This is a genomic window from Methylocystis sp., assembly GCF_021731785.1.
Taxonomy (GTDB): Bacteria; Pseudomonadota; Alphaproteobacteria; order Rhizobiales; family Beijerinckiaceae; genus Methylocystis.
Genome location: NZ_JAKFWS010000045.1, coordinates 1 through 22,127, shown reverse-complemented (window position 1 = coordinate 22,127; position 22,127 = coordinate 1). Strand labels below are relative to the sequence as shown.

The 22,127-nt window shown below is 61.7% G+C and carries 17 protein-coding genes and 1 pseudogene; 7 read left to right on the top strand and 11 right to left on the bottom strand.

All coding sequences use genetic code 11. The annotated features are described in order from the left end of the window. Positions 1-54: 54 nt before the first annotated feature. From QZ964_RS09375 to QZ964_RS09360, 4 genes are all read right to left on the bottom strand, one after another. On the bottom strand, positions 55-2,943 hold the full coding sequence (locus QZ964_RS09375; RefSeq protein ID WP_292531188.1) for a glycosyltransferase: 2,889 nt from the start codon (positions 2,941-2,943) through the stop codon (positions 55-57). Beyond that, positions 2,922-5,075, bottom strand: coding sequence for a hypothetical protein (locus tag QZ964_RS09370; protein WP_292531187.1), 2,154 nt, complete (start codon positions 5,073-5,075; stop codon positions 2,922-2,924). The genes QZ964_RS09375 and QZ964_RS09370 overlap by 22 nt, the downstream gene beginning before the upstream one ends. Positions 5,076-5,373: 298 nt before the next feature. Beyond that, the gene (locus QZ964_RS09365; protein WP_292531186.1) at positions 5,374-5,823 is read right to left on the bottom strand and encodes a hypothetical protein; all 450 of its coding nucleotides are present in this window, start codon (positions 5,821-5,823) and stop codon (positions 5,374-5,376) included. 405 nt (positions 5,824-6,228) lie between these two features. Further along, positions 6,229-7,947, bottom strand: a complete 1,719-nt coding sequence (locus tag QZ964_RS09360; RefSeq protein ID WP_292531185.1) for an OmpW family outer membrane protein — start codon at positions 7,945-7,947, stop codon at positions 6,229-6,231. 345 nt (positions 7,948-8,292) lie between these two features. On the opposite strand from QZ964_RS09360, the gene purL reads away from it, so the two are divergent. From purL to rsmA, 6 genes are all read left to right on the top strand, one after another. Further along, positions 8,293-10,530 carry a phosphoribosylformylglycinamidine synthase subunit PurL gene (purL, locus tag QZ964_RS09355; RefSeq protein WP_292531184.1) on the top strand — a complete coding sequence of 746 codons (2,238 nt, stop codon included), beginning with the start codon at positions 8,293-8,295 and terminating at the stop codon, positions 10,528-10,530. A 1-nt stretch (position 10,531) separates the two neighbouring features. Next, positions 10,532-10,762 (top strand): BolA/IbaG family iron-sulfur metabolism protein, encoded by a 231-nt coding sequence (locus tag QZ964_RS09350; protein WP_292531183.1) that lies wholly within the window; start codon positions 10,532-10,534, stop codon positions 10,760-10,762. A 44-nt stretch (positions 10,763-10,806) separates the two neighbouring features. After that, positions 10,807-11,151 carry a Grx4 family monothiol glutaredoxin gene (grxD, locus tag QZ964_RS09345; protein ID WP_292531181.1) on the top strand — a complete coding sequence of 115 codons (345 nt, stop codon included), beginning with the start codon at positions 10,807-10,809 and terminating at the stop codon, positions 11,149-11,151. A 224-nt stretch (positions 11,152-11,375) separates the two neighbouring features. After that, the gene (locus QZ964_RS09340) at positions 11,376-11,618 is read left to right on the top strand and encodes a hypothetical protein (protein WP_292531180.1); all 243 of its coding nucleotides are present in this window, start codon (positions 11,376-11,378) and stop codon (positions 11,616-11,618) included. 319 nt (positions 11,619-11,937) lie between these two features. Next, the gene (gene pdxA / locus QZ964_RS09335; RefSeq protein ID WP_292531179.1) at positions 11,938-12,933 is read left to right on the top strand and encodes a 4-hydroxythreonine-4-phosphate dehydrogenase PdxA; all 996 of its coding nucleotides are present in this window, start codon (positions 11,938-11,940) and stop codon (positions 12,931-12,933) included. Further along, positions 12,934-13,779 carry a 16S rRNA (adenine(1518)-N(6)/adenine(1519)-N(6))-dimethyltransferase RsmA gene (gene rsmA, locus QZ964_RS09330; protein WP_292531178.1) on the top strand — a complete coding sequence of 282 codons (846 nt, stop codon included), beginning with the start codon at positions 12,934-12,936 and terminating at the stop codon, positions 13,777-13,779. Here rsmA and QZ964_RS09325 read toward each other — a convergent pair. The 7 genes from QZ964_RS09325 to fabG form a co-directional block, all read right to left on the bottom strand. Further along, positions 13,773-14,132, bottom strand: coding sequence for a DUF488 domain-containing protein (locus QZ964_RS09325; protein WP_292531176.1), 360 nt, complete (start codon positions 14,130-14,132; stop codon positions 13,773-13,775). The two genes, rsmA and QZ964_RS09325, sit on opposite strands and share 7 nt — an antisense overlap. A gap of 31 nt (positions 14,133-14,163) precedes the next feature. Beyond that, positions 14,164-14,805, bottom strand: coding sequence for a guanylate kinase (gene gmk, locus QZ964_RS09320; RefSeq protein WP_292531175.1), 642 nt, complete (start codon positions 14,803-14,805; stop codon positions 14,164-14,166). 83 nt (positions 14,806-14,888) lie between these two features. Beyond that, positions 14,889-15,776 (bottom strand): YicC/YloC family endoribonuclease, encoded by an 888-nt coding sequence (locus tag QZ964_RS09315; protein WP_292531174.1) that lies wholly within the window; start codon positions 15,774-15,776, stop codon positions 14,889-14,891. A 75-nt stretch (positions 15,777-15,851) separates the two neighbouring features. Further along, the gene (mltG, locus tag QZ964_RS09310; protein WP_292531173.1) at positions 15,852-18,458 is read right to left on the bottom strand and encodes an endolytic transglycosylase MltG; all 2,607 of its coding nucleotides are present in this window, start codon (positions 18,456-18,458) and stop codon (positions 15,852-15,854) included. 153 nt (positions 18,459-18,611) lie between these two features. Next, a complete protein-coding gene (gene fabF / locus QZ964_RS09305; RefSeq protein ID WP_292531172.1) occupies positions 18,612-19,874 on the bottom strand; it encodes a beta-ketoacyl-ACP synthase II in 1,263 nt (420 codons plus the stop codon). Between the two features lie 94 nt (positions 19,875-19,968). Further along, positions 19,969-20,208 (bottom strand): acyl carrier protein, encoded by a 240-nt coding sequence (locus QZ964_RS09300; RefSeq protein WP_014891668.1) that lies wholly within the window; start codon positions 20,206-20,208, stop codon positions 19,969-19,971. Positions 20,209-20,746: 538 nt separating this feature from the next. Then, complete coding sequence (gene fabG / locus QZ964_RS09295) at positions 20,747-21,484, bottom strand: 3-oxoacyl-[acyl-carrier-protein] reductase (protein WP_292531171.1); 738 nt, start codon at positions 21,482-21,484, stop codon at positions 20,747-20,749. Between the two features lie 420 nt (positions 21,485-21,904). On the opposite strand from fabG, the pseudogene QZ964_RS09290 reads away from it, so the two are divergent. After that, positions 21,905-22,127: pseudogene (locus QZ964_RS09290) on the top strand (porin family protein); the annotation flags it as partial.

The following is a 22,127-nucleotide window of genomic DNA, read 5'->3' as shown; positions in this document are numbered from 1 at the left end:
CCACCTTTCTACAATCAAAAACTCCCTCACATAAGGACGCTGTTCCCGACCGCATCATCGCCGCTCTCCGTTCCTTGCCGACAAAGCATTCTCGCGCCGGCCACGTTCCGACGCCAGATGCCCTGTGTCGATCGGCGAAGAGGCAAGATCATCGCCGGATCGGTTCGCGGCTTCAAGCTGTGGCACGAACGGGACGAACGCGCGCTTCAGCGCGTCGATGGAATAGTGATTCTCGATGAACCGCAGGCCCCGCTCGACGTTCTTTCTGGTCGCCTGACGATCGGTTTGGGCGAGCAAAACTGCATCGGCAAAGGCCTGCGCCTCGACAGCGACATAGCCAATCGGCTCTGGCGGGAACAGCCCCTGCATGCCTACGGCCGTCGCAACGAACGGCGTGGCGTGGAAGAGCGCCTCGATCGTCTTGCCCTTGACCCCGCCGCCAAATCGCAACGGAATCACGGCAACTCCGACAGTCGCATAGAGCTTCGCCAAACCTTGATCGCTCAATCGACCCTTCAGGATAATCGATTCCGACTCGAGCCGCGTCATTTCCGAACTGGTCGTCGAGCCGACGACATTGAGTCGCGTATTGGGCCGCTTGGCGCGAATGAGCGGCATAACCTCTGTCGCAAACCAGACGAGCGCGTCGACATTGGGCGGATGAGACCCGCCGACGAAGAGCAATTCATCGAAGTTGCGCGAATCGAAGCCCGCGAAATTCTCGCGGGCCGTCGAAAGCTCCTCGTGCAAATATCCGAGCATCGGCACGTCGGCTGAAACGCAGCCCGGCAATGCCCGTTTAACCTCTTCGCGCTCGTCCGCGCTCGGATAGAGCACCACGTCAGATTTGCGCCAGTTTTCGATTTCCTGCCTGCGGACGTTCTCGATCTCGAGGCGCAGATTCTCATTGTGATTCAGTTCAAGTTCGAGTTCCATCCGTTTGTAATGGATGTCGTGGCCATAATACAATATTCGACAATTCGAATTCTCGCGGAGTTCCTGATAATATTTGATTGCGACGTGCGGGCGGCTGAGCAACGCATACTGAAAATATTGCCCGTTCGCCGACATAAAGGCGTCGAAGCGATCGACATAGGCGGCCGAGTAGATGACTTCGACCCCTTCATTTTGCAACGTCCGGCAATATTCGCGGTCCTCGTTCAGATTGTCCGGCCAAAACGTCACCTGGAAACCCGATGCGAGAAACATGCGGATGAAGTGGTACATCGTCCGCGAGCCGGCGTCGCGATCCCACTGCGGGATGTAATGGTCGACGATCAAAATATGTGGGCGTCCGCGAGAGCGGTCGCGCGCCAGAAAGACATCCTGCGCATTCGGGAAATGATGGGCGGCTAAGGTTGAGCGCCAGCGCGAAAGCAGCTTTTCCTGGTTCGCGACCTGATAGGCTTTGATGCCGCTGCTCGTGTCCTTGCCGTGACTTTTGCCCTCATGATGAATGACTCCGGAATGTGGCGCGTAAATCGTTTTCATGCCGGCCGCTCGCACGCGGAACGCCAGATCCGAGTCTTCACAATACGCAGGCATGTAAATCGAGTCGAACTCACCGAGCTCCTTCCAGGTTTTTCTCGGCAATGCGATCGATGCGCCTGAGATGTAGTCAATTTCCTTTAGATAATTGAACTCCGGAAGGCGGGGGTCGCTGTTGCGGCCAAAATTCCAAGCCGATCCGTCCTCCCAGAAAATTCCGCCGGCCTCTTGCAGCGTGCCATCGGCGTTCAAGAGCTTGGAGCCGGAAAGACCGCAATTGGGATCGCGCTTGAAAACGTCGATCAACTCGTCGAGCCAATGCGGAAGCGTCAGGGTGTCGTTGTTTAGGAACACGACATAATCGCCCTTGGCCGCCTTGGCGGCGGCGTTACAGTTTCCGAGAAATCCGAGATTCTTCTTGTGGCGCACATGCGTGACGCCGCCGCCGGCCTTTGAAAACACTTCAGCCGTCGCATCGGTCGAGCAATCGTCGCCAACAATAATTTCATAACTGTAATGAGACGCGTTCTCGAAAATGCTCACGACGGATGTCAGCGTGAAGACGAGATTGTTGTAGACAGGAATGATGATCGAAACGTCGATCTTCGACCGCTGCGCCCGCCGCGACGAGCGGTATTTCTGCGCCCGATTCTTGAGAAGTTCGAAGTCGGCCGATGCGGCAAAGTCGTCCGGCCTATCACCATAGCGCTCAACCACAGACATCAAATAAAGATAAAGGTCGATCTTCTCTTCGCCGTAGACGTCGATGATATAGTCGCGCAGCCGCTGCGGCAGCCAGTATGCAACGCCAGGCTTCGGGGGCCAGGCGGACGTCGATGCCGGCGGCGATGCTTCCAGCTTTCCGAGCGACCGATGAGGCGGCAGCGCAAGATGCGTTTCGCCGAAGTCCATGAAAGCGGACAAAGGGTCGAAACGCGCCCAGTAAATGTCCGGCACGATGCTCCGCATATCCGCCAGGCTGATCCTTTGACTGGTTTCGCGCTGATCCTGCGCGCCGACGAGAACATAATGACTCAGCGCGTCATATGGGGCGGTCCGCGCATCTCGATTGACGCGCAGATAATAGTCGACGTCGAACAGCGGATGCGGCGAACGCTTTTCGAAGCTGCCGGAACGCACGAAATGCAGCAGCGGGTTGAGGAGCGCGCTGGCGACATCGGGATTGTTCGCCAGATACCAGTCGCCCGCAAAGGCGCGATGCGGTCGCCGTCCCTCGCGCCAGCCGATCGCACAATAGTGCAGCAGCGGGCAAACGCCCTGCCGGCGGACATCGTTATTTTCGTTCAGATACAGGTCCGCGTCGAAAAGCGGATGGGGGCTTGCAAGAAAAAGCTCGCGCTGAGTGATATAGGCCCGCACCGGACGATCTTTTTCCTCAAATCCGGTCTGGCGCCTCAGGCGATCAACCCAGATCAACGGATGAGGGTCGCGCATCTCGCGCTCTCCAAAATTGATGTAATGTTCAAGCGGATCGAGGTTTTTTGCCGCAACGTCCTTATTGTGCTGAGTGTAGAAACTTTCGTCAAAAAGGGGGTGCGGCGAACGCCGGCGGCTCTTGCCGTTGCGCAAATAATGCACGAGAGGAGCCGTTGCGCCGATGTCCGCGACATACAACGCACTGTACCAAGCGCTGCAAAAATAAGGATGCGGATCGCGATGCTCCTTGAATCCGTTTCGCAGATAATGCGCAAATGGATCCATTCCGCTTTGCGCAACATCCGGATTGGTTTCGAGATACCAGTCGGGATCGAACAAACCTGATTTTTCGATTTCGTGACGTTCCGACCGGCTAAGCGCCGGCGCATCGGCGGCGGCGCAATCGCCAGCCGCAAGCGCCGCTGATACGGAACGAGCCCCAGCGGCGATGACGCAAGACGCAGGCGGGCTTCATGCGCGGTCTGCGTGATCTGCTGCTCCGCCGCTCGCTTTATGCCGATGACCCGCATCTGCTGCTCGAAGCGCTGCATGTCCGCGGCCTGCGCCGTCGCTGCGGCGGCGTATTGAGCGAGTTCCTTCGCAGATCGCTCGATCTCAGCGTCGGCGACGCTGGCTTCAACGCGCGCCTGCGCCAATTCGGCGGTGCGCGCGACTAGGTCCGACCGAACCGTCGCCGCTTCTGAAAGCGCCAGTTCGGCGCGCTGCAATTTTTTGGCAAAGCGCGAGCATTCCTTAGCGCTCGCGGCGAACTTGGCCTTGTAAGACGCCAATTTGTCGGCAAACTCATTTTTTTCGCGCGCAGTTTGGGCGACTTGCCTTTCCGACTTTTCAGCGCGCGCGAGCAGGTCGGACTGAGCAGCCGTCGCCTCCGAGAGCGCCCGTTCCAGGCGCTGCAATTCTTCGGCAAGACGTGAGCGCTCCTTGGCGCTCGCGGCGAGATGAGCAGCTTGCGCGGTCGCTCTCGCCAGAAGGGCGGAATTCTCATTTACGCTTTGCGATAGCTTCCCATTTACGTCATTCAGCTGCTCGCTCTGGTTCGCCAAATCGGCTGTCCGCTGCTGGAGTTCGGCGCGTTGGCGCTCCAATTCTGCAGCTAAGCTCTGTCTTTCGTCAGCGGCCCTCGCAACCTGACTCGAAAATTGCAACGCTTCGGTCTGCGCTTTCGCCAAGTCGCTAGAAAGGTGCTCGCATCGGGCGCGCAAATGCTCAGATTCGTCTCGACGGCAATTTATCTCGCCGCGCATCTCGTCCAGGCGAACTTCGTAATCGATAAGAGCTGAGCCGAACATTAGGCTGGCCTGCTCAAACTGGCCCCGAATCACGTCTAGTTTGGCGCGAGCGCTATTCGACATTGGGCTAAGGCTCAATTCGAGCAATGCGTCGTATGCCGCAACCGTCCATTCATGTATGGCCGGATGTGTCGTGAGTTCTTTTTGTCCCACCCTGATGTGAACGAGTGCGGCATCCAAAAATTCATCGATGTCCAAAGACGAGCGATCGGATCGACGTGGCCATGTAATACCGACTTCGCTGGAGATTCGGTCAACAGCCGCTCTCCAATCCATAAGGAAATGATCCCAGCCGAAGATGGCTCTTGGCATGTCTCGAGTCATGAACTCGGCGTCTAGAACGTGCCGCAGCCATAAGAGCAGCCCTTTCGCAACAGACATGCCATCGCGCTTCTTAAGCGAATACGCTACTTCCAAAGGAGAACGAACTGGAATCACCACATGAGGAACTACGCCCATTTCGCCCAAAACGCTCGTCCAGAACGGCACGAATCGGCATGCTCGCGGATCCTTCACAACCGCTAAAGACGCATCTGGATATTCCGATATGAAAATATTCTTGGCGCGCCGTTTGAACGCTTCACATACGGGCGTGGAATACCAGTCCGGATTGAATCTGCGCCAGTCATGCCAATTAGAGCCGGCGGAATCCAACAATTCATCGTGAAACTGCATCAATGCGGCGGATTCGAAATACCCACGTTCATTACCAGAGTTGGCGGACAATACGTGCTTAGGAAGCTGGCAGCCGAGTTTCGACAACACGCCTGCGACAGCGCTTGTCCCGCTTCGATGCATGCCCAAAACCATTACGAGAGCAGGCCCGCTGATCCCATCCATCCGAACGCCATCCGCGTCGTTGGGATTTGGGAGATTTTTTTAAGGACCCGTTTGTTTTTCGCGAACCAGACGAATGAATGCGGACGCCCATACATTTCTCCATGGCGCACTTTGAGCCGGTTCCTTGAAAACCCGCCAAATAATTGTTGAACGACAATAGATCGAAGCTACGACATAGCGCATAACGGTGGAGATGCGCATAAGCGATCTGGCCGCTTAGATCTGGCGTGAATCGCTCAAGGTCCTTCGGCATCCGCGCAACGCCTCGTCAAAAAATGGATTCGTCATACCGTCAACGTTACTTTGCTTGGGAAAGCGAAAGAGATCGAAACGCGACGCCGAGCGTTCGCTGGTCCTGGCTGACGCCTAAATCGCGCGGACAAATCGCCTTTGGCATTAGAAAGGTCATGAGCCAATCGCCGGGCTGGAGAAACGTCGTTTCGATTCGCGCCGACTGGACTCCTGCGTTCAGGATCGGCCAAAAGGCGACGAACGCGCCATTGATGAATACGTAGAGCTCCTGTTCGACGCCGCGCGCCACGTGCGGAATCATGTCGATATCGAGAAGCAGGTCATGCTTGATGAAATCTATCTTGAACCGGAGTTTCGCGACATGCCCGGCCCAGGTGTGCTGCTTGTCATCATTGTCGTGCAGCCATCCGTCGCCGGCCCAAAGCCTATAGTCGCCGACCGAACCGAACTGCACTGCACTGAAAAAGGAATGCCTGACATAGACATTTGCCCTCATCTGCGTGGGACCACCTATGGCGACGCCTGTTTCTGAAGTGATGGCTAACGTCGATCTTGGCGGCAGTCAGCTACCCTCTAGCTGCTGGAATAGTCGAACACAACACGCAACTTAGCCAACATTTGGCGAAGAATGAGGCAATGGAGCCAAATTTGGCGCGCTGGGCAAAAACTCTCGGATCAGACATTACGAAGCGGCGCGCATGTTTCAGCACGTCTTTGACGTGTAGCCGCGTCGCAAGCCCAAGGCGCCTGTGAATTCGGCGTCCTTGGCGATCGATGATTTTCTCCGCCCGCCGCTCTTCAGCAATGCCCAAAAACGAAAAATAAACCCCCGGCTCACGCCGGGGGTTGGAAGTCGGAAACCGGCCCTTAAGGGCCGGTTTCGCTTTGAGATGGCCTGCTATCAGAACAGCGGAGACAGGAGGCTGCCGCCGAAGCGATAGGTCAGACCCGCAGAGATGACGATCGGATTGATCGGCAGCGACACCTTGACCGGGATGAAGATCGCTCCAAGCGCGGGCGCTCCCGGCACGAACGAGATCACTGTGGAGTGAACCATCGGGTGCAGGCCGATATATTTGACGTCGACGTTCACGCCCCAATGATCGTTGAGCATGTAATCAACGCCAGCCTGTCCGACCACGCCCCAGGACGGGGCGACCGTGGCGTATTGGAAGGTGCTGAGCACTGCGGGAATGCCCAGACCGGCAAGCGGCGAGCCAGGCGCCATCGGGATGCCCCACGTGTCGTTGTTGACGCGGGTATTCCAGAAGGTCGTGAAGTTCACGCCGACGCCGAGGTAGGGTTGGAAAGCGCCGAAATTGGTAACGTGATATTGAAGCATGACGGACGGCGGGAACAGCCAGGCGCGCGCGAAGTCGCTGGCGATCGTGCCGGTGCCCTGGATGTGATGCGGCGCGACGCAGCAAATCGCTTCAATCGCCCAGTTCTTGTTGAGGTAATAGGCCGCGTCAAGCATCGGGATGATCGCCGACGAGGTGTTCGTGCTCGCGCCGGCGATCACGCCATTCGCGCCGGTCAAGCCCGAAAGCCGACCAATGGAGCCCAAGCCGGGATAGCCGGCGCCGGAGTCGAACACCGTGCCATGGCCGTCCAGCGGAATGACGCCCGCAACCTTCAAGCGAACTTGAAACGGCTGATAGCTATCCACGAAAGCCGGCGGGGGTCCCTTGACGGAGGGCAGCGCGCCGCCGGCGCTCGAGGGCGCTATAGCCGCGAAGGGATCGAAGTGCCAGTTCACGCCCGCACGCACCGTATGAAAGCGGGTCGGCGAGTTCTGCGTCGCTGCGAACTGCGGCATTGTAGGGCCGAGGGCCCCCTGGAGGATCGCCGGGGCGCCGCCATTGAGCGGTACCGAATTCGCGCGCGTGTTGCCGAGATCGACATAGAGATATTCGGCCTTGAGCGACCACGAGGGGAACATAGAAGGCGACCATTCGAGGCCGCCGCCAGCCGCCCAGCCGACTCTGGTGTCGTCGTAATAGCCGTGGCCGAGCGCGCCTCCGCCAAAGAGCGCTGCGCCCCCAAAGGTGTAATTGTCAGCGAACCCGACATTGTGGACGACCTGGCCATAGGCGAAGCCGCCCGTGCCGTAAACCATCAGATTGGGCATGGAAGGCAGCGTCAAGCCGACCCGGCCGCGCACTGTGCCGAACCAATCGACCTTCTTCGTCGAATTTACCGACTGCAGATGGGGGCCTATGGCGTCGGCGATTCCGATCGCGGCGTTGCCGTGGGACCCAATATCGGCGGCCTGGATGTCCGCCTCGGCGCCGAGGACGAGCCACGGGTTGAACTGATAGTTGTAGCCAAGCTGGCCGCCGCCCACGACGCCTTGCAGATTCTGTCCGGTGGTCCAGGCAGAACCTAACGGCGCCACTCCGAGGGCGCCCGCGCTGATGTAGGAGAGACCGCCAGTTTCCTGAGAGCTGGCTCCGAAGGCGTAACCAATGTTAACGCCGCCATAGAGACCGGTCCAGGTGAACGCTGGCGGCGGCGGCGCCGGCGGCGCCTTGTAGTGCGGTAGATCAGCGGCGCTGGCGGCAGCGCCGGCGCTCCCGACCATCAGCGCGGCGATCACGCCGCGAACAAAATATTTCATCGGAACCCCCGGATTAAATTCTGCGGTTCGACGGTCGACGACGAAGGCGCCGAAGTCCCTGTCACGTTGCTATAAAATTTTGGTAATGCAACTGCGGTTGACGCAAAATTAGGCTGTGGCGCGCGCATTCTTGGCGGCTGTGGCTCTAGGGCAACAATCCCTGTAATTCTTGTGAGATAGCCCGCTCCCCGTTGCTGCAGCCGCTGCCAGAGGAGGTTGCGCCAGGCTTCTCTTTAGGCAGTCGCAGCTTGCCGCGTCAGACGCTGCGCAGTAATCCTTGCGCCGCCGCAACGCGGCAAACACGTATTGAGCGCGCAGCGATTTTTCACCCAGATGCGAGGATAAGTGAGCGCGACTGAACCCGCCGTCACGCCGGAGCTGGCCGCCGCCCACGGCCTCAAGCCCGATGAGTATGAGCGCATCCTGCAACTCATCGGCCGTCCGCCGAGCTTCACCGAGCTTGGCGTTTTCTCGGCCATGTGGAACGAGCACTGCTCCTACAAATCGTCGCGCATCCATTTGCGCAAGCTGCCGACCAAGGCGCCCTGGGTGATTCGCGGTCCGGGCGAGAACGCCGGCGTGATCGACATTGGCGACGGCGACGCCTGCGTCTTCAAGATGGAGAGCCACAATCACCCCTCGTTCATTGAACCCTATCAGGGCGCGGCGACGGGGGTCGGCGGCATCCTGCGCGACGTGTTCACGATGGGCGCGCGGCCGATCGCCTGCTTGAATCTTCTGCGCTTCGGCCGTCCGGCGCATCCCAGGACGCGCCGGCTGGTCGCCGGAGTCGTCGCCGGCGTCGGCGGCTATGGCAACAGTTTCGGCGTGCCGACAGTCGGCGGTTCGACCGAGTTCGATCCCTCCTATGACGGCAACATTCTCGTCAACGCCATGGCGGTCGGACTGGCCCGCACCGATTCGATCTTCTACTCAGCCGCCGCCGGCGTCGGGAATCCGATCGTCTATCTCGGCTCGAAGACCGGACGCGACGGCATTCACGGGGCGACGATGGCGTCGGCGTCCTTCGAGGAGGACGCCGAGGAAAAACGTCCAACCGTGCAGGTCGGCGATCCCTTCTCTGAGAAGCTGCTGCTGGAGGCATGTCTGGAGCTGATGGCGTCGGGCGCGGTCATCGCCATCCAGGACATGGGCGCCGCCGGCCTAACCTCCTCAGCGGTCGAGATGGGCGCCAAAGGCAATCTCGGCATCGAGCTCGACCTCGACGCCGTGCCCTGCCGCGAAGCGGGCATGAGCGCCTATGAGATGATGCTCTCCGAGAGCCAGGAGCGCATGCTCATGGTTCTGAAGCCCGAACTCGAAGCGCAGGCCGAGGCGATTTTCCACAAGTGGGGGCTCGATTTCGCGATCGTCGGCAAGACCACCGACTCGCTGCGCTTCGTGGTCAAGCACAAGGGTGAGGTGAAGGCCGACCTTCCGATCAAGGAATTGGGCGACGAAGCGCCGGTCTATGACCGGCCGTGGACGCCGACGCCCAAACGGCCGGCGCTCGACCCGGCGTCGATCAAAACGCCGCTGGCGAATCGCGAAGCGCTGCTCAGACTGCTCGCGACGCCAAATCTCTGCTCCAAGCGCTGGGTCTGGGAGCAGTACGACCACCTCATTCTCGGCAACAGCGTGCGCCCGCCGGGCGGCGACGCCGCCGTGGTCAGGATTAAGGAGGGGCCGAAAGGCCTGGCGCTCACGACCGACGTGACCGCGCGCTATTGCGCCGCCGATCCTTACGAAGGCGGCAAGCAGGCGGTCGCCGAGGCTTGGCGCAACATCACGGTCCGCGGCGCGACGCCGCTGGCGCTCACCGACAATCTCAATTTCGGCAACCCCGAGCGCCCGGAATATATGGGCCAGTTCGTCGGCTGCCTGCAGGGGATCGGCGAAGCGGCGCGCGCCCTCGATTTCCCGATCGTTTCCGGCAATGTGTCGCTCTACAACGAGACGCAGGGGGCCGGCATTCTGCCGACCCCGGCGATTGGCGGCGTCGGCGTCATCGCCGACGTCGCCAAGGCGGCGCAGACCGGTTTCGCGCGCGAGGGCGACGCGATACTGCTGATCGGCGAGACCTCGGGCTGGCTTGGCCAATCGGCCTATGCGCATGATTTGTGCGGCCGGGCTGACGGCGCGCCGCCGCCGGTCGATCTCGCCGCCGAGCGCAGGAACGGCGACTTCATTCGCCAACTCATTCATTCCGGCCAGGCCAGCGCGGCGCACGATCTTTCCGACGGCGGCCTCGCCGTCGCGCTCGCCGAAATGGCGCTTGCCGGCGGAAGGGGGGCCGAAATCACGGAACTCCCCGAGGGCCCCCGACACGCAGCGCTGTTCGGCGAAGATCAGGCGCGCTACCTGGTGACGACGAATGATCCATTGCCGGCCATCGCCTTGGCCATGGACGCGCGCGTGCCCATGCGGGTTCTCGGACGCGTCGGCGGCGACGCCTTGATCCTTCCCGGGGAAACGCCGATATTGCTGAACGAACTGCAAGAGGCGCACGAAACCCCGCTGCCGGCCTTCATGGCCGGCGACGACACTGCGCTTTCGACCGCTTTCTCAACACAGGCGCCATAAAATGCCCATGCCCGCCGCCGAAATCGAGCGTCTCATCAAGATCGCCATCCCCGACGCGCAGGTGGAGCTGACCGCGCTGGTCAATGATGACGATCATTGGGCGGCGACGGTCGTTTCGGAGCGCTTTCGTGGCCTTACCCGCGTCAAGCAGCATCAGATGGTTAACGCCGCTTTCGGCGACCGCCTGGGCGGCGAGTTGCATGCGTTGCAGCTGACGACGCGGACGCCGTAAATCCTCCACCGGCGCCTTGAACGCCGCAACAAAGGCAATCGAAAATGTTAGACGACGCCAACGCCCGCATCAAAAGCGAAATCGAATCAAATGACGTCGTGCTCTTCATGAAGGGCACGCCGCAGGCGCCGCAGTGCGGCTTCTCCATGCAGGTGGTCCAGATCCTTAACCATCTCGGCGTGCCTTACAAGGCCATCAACGTGCTCGCAGACGGCGCGATCCGCGAAGGCATCAAAACCTATTCGAACTGGCCGACGATTCCGCAGCTTTACGTGAAGAACGAATTCATCGGCGGCTGCGATATCGCCAAGGAAATGTTTCAGAGCGGCGAGCTTGTCGCGTTGTTCGACAAGGAAGGCGTGCCTCACGCCGCGTCGGGCAAAGCCTAGACTTAACGCCGGCCTTCCACGTTTTGATGCGCTTCGCTCCTGGAGCGGCGCGCATTTGTTTTTTGGATGAATCTACTTTTTTTCGAGATTATTGCGCTGCACACATCTCGCGGAGGGGAGAAATATCTTACACTTTTTTATGACAGAGAAATGACGGACTCTTTTCTTCATAGGGACGCCACGAGCATCCCGCCCGTGAGCGCATATTTGGGATGGAGAAAACGATGTCCTTCAAACTCGTCTTTGCCGCTGCGGCAGTTGGGGTCGCGCTTTCGGCTGGATCAGCCTTCGCATATGAGCGGCACTATAATTTTCACGAGGTTTGGGACCGCTCGGTGCGCGAACACGGGCGCGATGAAGCGTTGAGCGCGACGCCGCGCGACGTCATGCGTCACTACCCGCGTCAGTTCACCAACGAGGGCCCGCACGATCCGAGCGGCAGGATCATTCTCGAAGGCGCACAGTAGCCGCCACTGTCAAGAAAAAGCTCCGGACGGGCCGGCAACGGACCACCGGAGCTTCTCTTTTTGTCGCGCGTGGCGCCAGGAGCGACGTCGCACGGCGGGTTACGAAAAATAAATTTTCTCTGCAGCGCAGTATAGCGGAGCGGTCGCAGGATCCTCTCGACCGCGTCGAGCGTTAACGCATCCGGCGAACCCATAGATAAAAACTATACAATGCGGTTTGATTTCATGCCGCGCCTGCGGCACTGTCGCTCATGGCCAACCTGCGCCTGCAACATTCCTTGTCCGGAGCCCGCGCCTTCCACGAGGCCAGCCCAGAGTCGTGAGTCTCGCTCCCATCGCCGTCACGCAGGGCGACCCCTCAGGCATCGGGCCGGAGCTTGCGCTCAGGGCCTACGTCGAGCGTCATTCGCGCAATTTGCCGCCCTTCTTCGTGCTTAGCGAGCCTGCGTTCATCGCTCGCGTCGCGGCCACTCTGGCGCTTGAAATAGAGATCGAAAGCACGACGGCGGCCCATGCCTGCGCCCTGTTCTCGCGGGCGCTGCCCGTCGTCGATATTGGGACCCATGTCGCCGGCGTCCCCGGCAGTCCCGATCCCGCCGACGCCCAATCAACGCTGAATTCCATCGAGCGGGCGGTGGCATGCGTCGCCAGAGGCGAAGCGCGCGCCGTCGTCACCAATCCGATCGCGAAATCGATTCTCTACAAGGCCGGCTTCAAACATCCCGGGCACACAGAATTTCTGGCCGAACTCGCGCATCGCCATTATGGCGGCGACGATCGCGCGGTGATGATGCTGTGGTCGGAGGAACTCGCAGTCGTTCCGATAACGATTCATATCCCGCTCAGTGACGCGCCCAAACGCCTGACGCGCGAACTAATCGTCGCGACTGGCGAGATTGTCGCGCGTGACTTTGAGACGCGCTTTCGCATTGCAAATCCCCGCCTCGCCTTCGCGGGACTCAACCCGCACGCCGGCGAAGACGGCGCTCTCGGCGCCGAGGAGATCGAGATCATCGCGCCTGCGATCGCCGAACTGCGCGCGCGCGGAATCGACGCCACCGGGCCGCATCCCGCCGACACGATGTTTCACGCCGCGGCGCGCGCGAAATATGACGTGGCGTTATGTCCGACCCATGATCAGGCGCTGATTCCGATCAAGACGCTTGCGTTCGAGCGTGGAGTCAATGTCACGCTGGGGCTTCCCTTCGTGCGCACGTCGCCCGATCATGGAACGGCCTTCGACATCGCCGGCAAAGGAATCGCCGATCCGACGAGCCTAATCGAAGCGATCAAACTTGCAGGACGCATCAGTTAAGTGGTCGACGCTCTGCCGCCTCTGCGCGACGTCGTCGCGCGCTATGGACTCGACGCGAAAAAATCGCTCGGCCAGAATTTTCTGTTCGACCTCAATCTCACTGCGCGCATTGCCCGCACCGCAGGACCCTTCGACGACACGATCGTCGTCGAAATTGGACCCGGCCCCGGTGGCTTGACGCGCGCGCTGCTCGCGCAAGGAGCGCGCGTCATCGCGATCGAACGCGATTCGCGCTGTCTGGCGGCGCTCGAGGAAGTCGCCGCGCATTATCCCGGCCGGTTGACGATCGTCGAAGGCGACGCGGTGGAGATGGATGTCGCCGCTCTTATTCAAAAACATGCGCGTGGCTCCGCCCGCATCTGCGCCAATCTTCCTTACAATGTCGCGACAGCGCTGCTCGCGAAATGGATCGAGGCGGAGCCCTGGCCTTCGGTCTTCGATCGCTATGTGCTGATGTTTCAAAAGGAGGTCGCGCTGCGCATCGTCGCAACGCCGACAGAGCGCGCCGATTATGGACGGCTCGCTGTGCTCTGCGGCTGGCGCACGAAAGCGCGCATTCTCTTCGATGTCTCGCCTGCCGCTTTCACTCCGCCGCCGAAAGTGACCTCTTCCGTCGTTGAGCTTACGCCAAATCCCAAGCCGCTCCCCTGCGACGCTCGCGCTTTATCGCGCGTCGCGCAAGCGGCCTTCGGACAGCGGCGCAAAATGTTGCGGCAAAGTTTGAAGTCGCTTGGCGTCAATGCGGCGGGGCTGCTTGCGGCGGCCGGCATAGAAGAAACCAAACGCGCGGAAGAAGTCGACGTGGCCGGCTTCGTCGCTCTGGCCAACACGCTTTCGGCTCAGTGACGCTTGCGCAGATAGTCTCGAAGCACGACGGCGTTGTTCATCGACTCGTCGCGCGCCGCATAGAGCAACGTAACGTGGCCCTTACGCGTCATTGCGCGAAGCGCCTCGACCTGCGGCTGCGCCTCGGGTGCGCTGAGCTCGGCGCGATAACGCTTCTGGAATTCTTCCCAGCGCTCAGGTCTATGGTCGAACCAGCGCCGCAGCGCGTCGCTTGGCGCAACGTCCTTCGCCCAGACATCAAGGTCCGCCTTGTCCTTGCGCAAGCCGCGTGGCCAGAGCCGATCGATGAGCACGCGCGTTCCGTCTTCCGCTTCGGCTTGCTCGCAAACGCGCTTGAGAGCAATAGGCGCCATGGTGACGAGATAGCGCGCGGCGCGCGATGAGCTATTCGCTCAAAAGCTTGGCGACGAATTGCTCGATTTCCTTGTCGCGCCTTGGCCGCCTCTGCCGCTCGGCGCGCAGAATCGCGATCAGATCGTCGAAGGCGCGCTGCAGATCGTCGTTGACGATCACATAGTCGTAATCCTTCCAGCGCGCGATCTCTTTTCGCGCATTCTCCAGCCGTCGCGCCATCGCCTCGCGCGAATCCTCCGCGCGCCGTTCAAGTCGGGCGCGCAGTTCATCCATGGACGGCGGCAGGATGAAAACGGTGACGGCGTCAGCGCCCATCTTCTCGCGCACCTGACGCGTGCCCTGATAATCGATGTCGAAGAGGCAGTCGCGGCCTTGCGCAAGGATGTCTTCGACCGGCGCGCGCGGCGTGCCGTAAAAATTGCCGTGAACCTCGGCCCACTCCAGGAGTTCGCCGGCGTCTCGCATGGCGGCGAATCGGCGCTCGGGGATGAAGCTGTAGTGGATGCCGTCGACTTCGCTTGAGCGCCGGACTCGCGTCGTCACTGAAATCGACAGCGTCAGATCGAGGTCACGATCCTGCAGCAGCATCCGCGTCAACGTCGTCTTGCCTGCGCCCGAAGGCGAGGAAAGAATCAGGACAATGCCGCGGCGGCTGGATTGGATCGGAGGCATGATTTTGAGAGCGCGTCGTGAGTGGTGAGTAGTGAGTAGTGAGTAGCGGTCCCGCTGTCTACTCACGATCTCACCATTCGCTCTCACTCGATATTTTGAACCTGCTCGCGCAGTTGCTCGACCTCGATCTTGAGTTCGAGGCCAATCGCTGTCAGTCCGGCGTCGTTCGATTTGGCGCAGAGCGTGTTGGTCTCTCTGCCAAGCTCCTGCGCCAGAAAATCCAGACGACGGCCGACCGGCCCGCCTGAGACAAGAAGCTTGGAAGCGCTCTCGACATGCGCTTTCAAGCGGTCAAGCTCTTCGCGAATATCGGCGCGCACCGCTAGCAGCGTCGCCTCCTGATGCAGCCGCGCCGGATCAAAGGCTTCGGCATTTTCCAGGAGTCGCGCGACCTGCTGTTTCAGCCGCGCGCGAATCGCTTCAGGCTGGCGCGCCGGCGCGGCGTCGGCCTGCGCCGCAAGCGCCGATATGCGATCGAGCCGGCGGCGAAGGATCCCCGCCAGAGCTTCGCCCTCCGCCCTGCGCGAGGCGATCAGCGCGTCAAGGGCTTGGTCGAGCGAACCGAGAATGCGCGCCTCAAGCTCGGCGCGTTCGGCGTCCGAGAGTTCCGGCTCCACGATCTCGACGACGCCGCGCAGCCCGAGCAGACCATCGAGCGTCGCGGGTCCGACATTGGCGGGCGGCGGGCGCTCCGAGAGCGCGGCGAGAAGCGCGTCGAGGGCGGGACGGTTGAGTCGGGCGATCTGACTTTCGTCTTCGCGCCGCGCGGCGAGATTGGCGATGACAGCGCCACGCGCGAGCCGCGCGGCGATTTTTTCTCGCGCCTTGATTTCCACCGAGTCGAAATCGGGCGGCGCGCGCAGACGCAGATCGAGCCCCTTCGCATTGACGCTCTTGAGTTCCCAGGCATAACGGAAGGAGGCGACGGCGCCCTGGACGCGGGCGAATCCCGTCATGCTGTGCAGGCTCATTTGCGACGACGGCTCCGGGAAGGCTGATTGGCGTGCGGCTTCCCCACGCCGCGCCTCACTAACGCCGCGACCTCCTTACCGCAATTCGGCGGTCGAAGGGACCGTCTTTGCTGAGGTGAGATCCCAGCTCTTGTCGCGCAGCGGGTCGAGCGAAGTGCCTTCTGACGCGTCGAAAGCGCGCGGACGAAAGGGCCGACCGCCAGTCGGCGCTAATGCCGTGGCTTCAGGCGGCGGCGCGTCCTGCGCGGCTCTTTGGGTATGCGCTTCGGGCAGTTCGTCGGAGCCCGCCGCAAGACCCAGCCGAGCGGCGTGCGTTTTCTGCTCGGCGCGCTGCGCGGGTGACAGAGGATAGGCGGCGGCTTCGGAACCGTCATCAGGTTGGGCGTCAGAACTTCGGCGCGCAACCGTCGTCATGTCCGGATTGAGCCGCTCCTCCCCGTCCTCGGCGGCGGGTGGCGGCGGGCGCCGCGCGAACAGCGACGCGTCGAACAAGGCCTTGGCGGGCGGCTGCGCGGAGTCTTCGGTAAAGAATGGCCGCGCCGGCCTGAGACGGGCGAATTCCGCCGCACAAACCTGGGTGCGGTCGCCATGGCCGCCGAGGAAGAAATCGGCTTCGGCGTATGCGAATTTACCGAGGCGATGGGTCGGGCCGTCGTCAGCGGCCATGGCCGCGCCCGGCGGGTAGTCTTCGTGACGCTCGGCAAGCGTGACGAGGCGGCCGATGGGCGCCTCGGTGCGTTTATCTGGCTTGGGCGCAGCCGGCGCGGGGATTCCGGGCGCGCCGTGATCGGGCGTGTCTTCGTTCTTTTCCTTCTCCAGGCGACGCCAGTTCTGGACGTTGCGCGAATGCTGGTCGAGGGATTCGGAGAAGACGTGGCCGCCCGTGCCGTCAGCGACAAAATAAAGATCGCGCGTCGACGCCGGATGCGCCGCCGCTTCAAGAGCGGCCCGGCCGGGGTTGGCGATCGGTCCCGGCGGCAAACCGTCGATGGCGTATGTATTGTAAGGCGTCCATTTTTCGATCTCGGCGCGCAGAATCGGCCGACCAAGCGTCGCCTTGCCGCCGACCAGCCCGTAGATGATCGTGGGATCAGACTGAAGGCGCATGCCTTTGCGCAGCCGATTGACGAAAACGGCGGCGACGCGGGGCCGCTCCTCCACCTTGCCGGTTTCTTTTTCAACGATCGACGCCAGCGTCACCAATTCATATGGCGTGCGCAACGGCAGGTCCGGCGCGCGTTTCGCCCAGATCGCTTCAAGCGTCTTGCGCTGATCTTCCTGCATCTTGGCGACAAGGCGCGCCCGCGGATAGCCGCGTGGGTATTTATAGGTTTCGGGAAGCAGAACGCCTTCCTTCGGAAGCTCGGCGACGTCGCCCGCCAGCAGGTCGGCCTCTTTCAGCTTCTGCACGATCTGTTCCGAGGTGAGGCCTTCGGGAATCGTGACGCTGTGCAGGATCTGGCGGCCGGAAGCGATCTGATCAATCACTTCGTTCAGGCTGGCGTTTTTCTTGAATCCATATTCGCCGGGCTTCAGCTTGCCGAGCTTGCCTTCGAGAAGCAGGCCAAGCTGCATGAGCGCCGGATTGGCGATGACGCCTTCGCGTTCGAGATGGGAAATGATCTCAAGCAGGTCGCTGCGTGGCGGAATGTAAACGACCTTGTCGGCGGCTAGAGGGCCCGGCTCTTTCAACTTGTGCATGGCGGCGATGAGGCCGAAGACGCCGGCGACCAATGTGACAAGCATGAAACTCAGGAAGCCGCTCGCCATCGAAAGCGTGCCCTCGCGACGCTTCTTGCGCTTTTTTGGCGGCGGAGCGGGCGCCGCCTGCGGCTGCAAGACCTGCCTGGCGCCTTGCAACGTAGCGCGTCGCCGATAGATCCCGGCGGCCGCCCCGGCTTCGTCGGGCTTTGCCGCGGAACGCGGCTCGGGAGCCCCGACCGAAGGCGCCTCGGTCCTTTCCGATGCAGGCTGTGGCGGCGGGATCACAGCCCGCGGCGCTGTTGATGAAGAGATCGGCGGCGCCGCCCGCGAGCGCTGCACGATTTTGTCGCCAACCGCGCCATCTTCGGGCGCGTCCGATCGCGCCGCCTTCGCCAGAGACGACGCGTTCTGCGAAGACGACGCAACAGACGGGTCTTTGACCGTCGCAATTGACGGCGGACTCTGAGGTCTTGGCGCAGTCGCGACGGCGACAGATTCGACGAACGGCGCCGCAACGGGCTTCGCTGGCTCATCGGCGGGCGCGACCGGAGCTTTCGGCGCGTCGACCGCGGCGGAACTGCGCGGCGCGATCGGCTGAGCAGTCGCGACCGCGACAGATTCGACGAACGGCGCCGGAACGGGCTTCGCCGGCTCATCGGCGGGCGCGACCGGAGCTTCCGGCGGCTCGGAGAGAGGCGCGACCGTGGCGGAAACTGGCGGAGCGGCCGGATGAGCACTTGCGACCGCGACTGACTCGATGAGCGGCGCCTGAGCGGGCTTCGCCGGCTCCTCGGCGGGCGCCGGAGCGCGCGAAGCGGCAGAGTCAGTCAGGAACGGGCTCGATGGGGAGTCTAGGGCGACCGACTCGGGAACCGGCGCGGCGGTTTCCGGCCCTGTGGCCGCAGCTGGCTCGGCCGGCTGCGACGCGCCAGCGTCGGTCTGCTTTTCGGGCGCGACTTTTTCATCCGCTTCGCTCATTGCAGTACGCCCATCGAAACGCTGAAGATCTCGCGCGGCCAGATCGCCGAGGCCTTACACTATGCCTCATTGTGGCGAATTCAGGAACGCGCGGCTCCAATCAGCGCCCCGCATGCGTCGCGCATTCTCGAATGAGAAGACGGTTTTGAGCGCTCAAGAGGCGCGGCGAAACAGCAGCGAAGCATTCGTGCCGCCAAAGCCGAAGGAATTCGACAGCGCGATATTGATTTCCTTTTCGCGCGCCTTGTGCGGCACAAGGTCGATCGCGGTTTCGACGGAAGGATTGTCGAGGTTGCGCGTCGGCGGCGCGACATTCTCCTGCATCGCCAGGATCGAATAGATCGCTTCGACGGCGCCGGCGGCGCCGAGCAGATGGCCGATCGCCGACTTCGTCGATGACATGACGAGCTTGGGTTCGACGTTGCCCAGCAATCGTTCGACGGCCTTGAGCTCAATCTCATCGCCGAGCGGCGTCGACGTGCCATGCGCATTCACGTAATCGATGTCGGTTACGGAGACGCCGGCGCGCTTCAGCGCCGCCTTCATACAACGATAGGCGCCGTCGCCGTCTGGCGTCGGCGCGGTGATGTGATAGGCGTCGCCCGACATGCCATAGCCGATAATCTCGGCGTAAATCTTCGCGCCACGCGCCTTGGCGTGCTCATATTCCTCAAGCACGACGCAGCCGGCGCCTTCGCCGAGCACGAAGCCGTCGCGATCCTTGTCATAGGGCCGCGAGGCGGCTTCGGGACGATCGTTGAACCCGGTCGAAAGCGCGCGACACGCGGCAAAGCCCGCGACGCCAATGCGATTGACGGGCGATTCGGCCCCGCCCGCGACCATTACGTCGGCGTCGCCCATTGCGATGATGCGGGACGCGTCGCCGATGGCGTGCGTGCCGGTGGCGCAGGCCGTCACTACCGCGTGATTGGGGCCCTTCAGGCTATGCATGATCGACACATAGCCGGCGGCGAGATTGATGATTCTGCCCGAGACGAAGAAGGGAGAGACGCGGCGCGGTCCCTTCTCCCTCAAGGTGACCGAGGTTTCGTAAATGCCGCCGAGGCCGCCGATGCCGGAGCCGATCAGCACGCCGGTGGATTCCTGCTTCTCTGGCGTGTCGGCCACCCAGCCGGCGTCGCTTAATGCTTGCGTCGCCGCGCTCGCGCCATAGATGATGAAATCATCGACCTTGCGCTGCTCTTTGGGGTCGAACCAATCATCGGGATTGAACGCGCCGTCCTTGACGTCGCCCCTGGGCACGACCGCCGCGATCTGACAGGCGAGGTCGGAGACCTCGAACGTGTCGATACGCTTGAAGCCGCATTCTCCGGCGGCGAGACGGCGCCAGTTCGTCTCCACGCCGCAACCCAAAGGAGATACGACGCCAAGACCGGTGACGACCACCCTGCGCATGGCTCTACTCTCGAACTTTTGCTGTTGTCGAAAACGCCAGCGGCGGCGAGGCCTCGGGAGAGGAGCCGCCGTGCGCTTGGATTTGTTCAGTTCGTCAGGCGGCTTTCGCCTTTTCCAGGAACTTCACCGCATCGCCCACAGTGAGAATCGTCTCGGCGGCGTCGTCTGGAATCTCAACGCCGAATTCTTCCTCGAAAGCCATGACGAGTTCGACGGTATCGAGCGAATCGGCTCCCAGATCGTCAATGAAATTGGCCTTGTCGACGACCTTGTCGGCTTCAACGCCGAGATGCTCGACAACAATCTTTTTCACGCGCTCGGCGACATCGCTCATCTTCTTTGATCCCTGTCTGCGTTTGGCGCTTAACTTGCGCCATATGGCGATTTTGAGCAGGCCGGCTGACGCGCTCTATGTTCGCCACTCATCCCTTTAACTTGCAATCGCGCGCCGACCGCCCCGATGTGCGCAAGACGCTTGGCGGCTTGCTTCCCGGGTTGAAATCGCGGCGACGCCGCCCCTCAGCGGCGAGGTCTGGTAGCATACTTCCCCGAACATGGCGAGAGGCGCGGCGCGGCCCAAATCGGCGCCTCTTGTCGCGGCGTTTAGCTGAACTGCAAGTCCAGCCACAGCGCCATGCATCCGCCCGAAGCCGTGCCCCGGCTCCAATCCCGAAACGCACTGAGAAGCCGCGGCTTATCGCCAAGCGCGCCTTGATCGTCTGCGATTTCGACGCCCTGAAAGACCAGGCGTCATTGACCGCAAAAAACGAGCGTTCCGCGGGTGGGTCTGGAAATCCCCGTTTCGGACATTCGCCGCCTAATCCATGCCGGCCGTCCTGCGCGTAAACAATCGGAACGCCGGAGCAAAAAAGTCAGATCATCGCCATGCCGCCGTTGACGTGCAGGGTCTGCCCGGTGACATAGGCCGCCTCGACGCTGGCGAGATAGACGCAGGCGGCGGCGACGTCGGCGCCGGTTCCAAGCCTGCCCGTCGGGACCATGCGCAGGATCGACTCCTTCTGCGCGTCGGTCAGCGCGTCGGTCATCGGGCTTTCGATGAAGCCCGGCGCGACGCAATTGACCGTCACGCCGCGCGAAGCGACTTCCGCCGCGAGCGACTTCGACATGCCGATCATCCCGGCCTTGGCGGCGGCGTAATTGCCCTGCCCGGGATTGCCGGTCACGCCGACGATCGAAGTGATCTGGATGATCCGGCCGAAACGCTTCTTCATCATCCCCCGCAGCGCCGCGCGCGATAGGCGGAAGGCCGAGGTGAGATTGACGTTGATGACGGCGTCCCAGTCCTCGTCCTTAAGGCGCATGAACAACATGTCGCGAGTGATGCCGGCGTTGTTGACGAGAATGTCCAGTCCGCCCATCGCCGCCTCCGCGCCCGGCACGAGCTTCTCGGTCTCGTCCTTTTGCGAAAGATTACAGGGGAGAATGTGCGTGCGGCCGTTCAATTCGCCGGCAAGCGCCTCGAGCGCGTCTTTCCTTGTGCCGGAAAGCGCCACGGTCGCGCCGGCAGAGTGAAGCGCGCGCGCGATCGCCGCGCCGATCCCGCCGCTCGCGCCCGTGACCAGCGCAGTCTTGCCGTTAAGATCGAACATTTTCTCTTCTCCTCCCGTTCAATGACGCGAGCCTTATAGCTCAGTTGGAGGGAGTGGCCTTTTTTCAGCCGCGGTTCAACGTCACATGGCGGAGCACGGGAACGGTGGAGCCCGGACAAACTGTCCAGAAAGTGCGACAAGCAGGCAAAAGCTCGGCTTCGTTTCGCAAGCGACGGATTCGAGACAGTATTGCCCAGTAGACGCATGGGAAGGCGCGCGAAATTCTGATGTGACCCAACTGCAACACTGTAAATCTTTTGGGTCTTTTGGGCCGGAATTTACCTTCTGTTTGTTGTTTCCCGCGAGATTTTTGACCACACTCCGCCGTGCTTGGGGGTCAGCGTCCTCGAACGTCCGAAAGAGTCACAGGACTGACGCGCACCTATTAATTTAAGTTGGCTCGAACTGAAGGATAGAGAGATGAAGACAGCGATCTCGGCACTGGCTCTGGCGACGGCGCTTTTTGCCGGCGCCGCGAGCGCCGCCGACCTACCCTCCCACAAGGCGCCTCCGCCCTATATTCCCCCGCCGCCGATCATGACCTGGACCGGGTTCTACGCCGGTCTTAACCTCGGCGGTGGCTTCTATGCCTCCAATTCGTCCAACCAGGGCTTGTGGGGCGGCAACGGCGGCAGCAACAGCG

Coding starts and splice junctions, on each gene's coding strand:
- QZ964_RS09340 (WP_292531180.1), top strand. CDS start 11,376: ATGTCCTTCAAACTCGTCTTTGCCGCTGCGGCAGTTGGGGTCGCGCTT.
- grxD (WP_292531181.1), top strand. CDS start 10,807: ATGTTAGACGACGCCAACGCCCGCATCAAAAGCGAAATCGAATCAAAT.
- QZ964_RS09360 (WP_292531185.1), bottom strand. CDS start 7,947: ATGAAATATTTTGTTCGCGGCGTGATCGCCGCGCTGATGGTCGGGAGC.
- QZ964_RS09325 (WP_292531176.1), bottom strand. CDS start 14,132: ATGGCGCCTATTGCTCTCAAGCGCGTTTGCGAGCAAGCCGAAGCGGAA.
- QZ964_RS09350 (WP_292531183.1), top strand. CDS start 10,532: ATGCCCATGCCCGCCGCCGAAATCGAGCGTCTCATCAAGATCGCCATC.
- fabF (WP_292531172.1), bottom strand. CDS start 19,874: ATGCGCAGGGTGGTCGTCACCGGTCTTGGCGTCGTATCTCCTTTGGGT.
- gmk (WP_292531175.1), bottom strand. CDS start 14,805: ATGCCTCCGATCCAATCCAGCCGCCGCGGCATTGTCCTGATTCTTTCC.
- QZ964_RS09315 (WP_292531174.1), bottom strand. CDS start 15,776: ATGAGCCTGCACAGCATGACGGGATTCGCCCGCGTCCAGGGCGCCGTC.
- QZ964_RS09365 (WP_292531186.1), bottom strand. CDS start 5,823: ATGAGGGCAAATGTCTATGTCAGGCATTCCTTTTTCAGTGCAGTGCAG.
- QZ964_RS09370 (WP_292531187.1), bottom strand. CDS start 5,075: ATGGATGGGATCAGCGGGCCTGCTCTCGTAATGGTTTTGGGCATGCAT.
- QZ964_RS09300 (WP_014891668.1), bottom strand. CDS start 20,208: ATGAGCGATGTCGCCGAGCGCGTGAAAAAGATTGTTGTCGAGCATCTC.
- mltG (WP_292531173.1), bottom strand. CDS start 18,458: ATGAGCGAAGCGGATGAAAAAGTCGCGCCCGAAAAGCAGACCGACGCT.
- fabG (WP_292531171.1), bottom strand. CDS start 21,484: ATGTTCGATCTTAACGGCAAGACTGCGCTGGTCACGGGCGCGAGCGGC.
- QZ964_RS09375 (WP_292531188.1), bottom strand. CDS start 2,943: ATGCGCGACCCTCATCCGTTGATCTGGGTTGATCGCCTGAGGCGCCAG.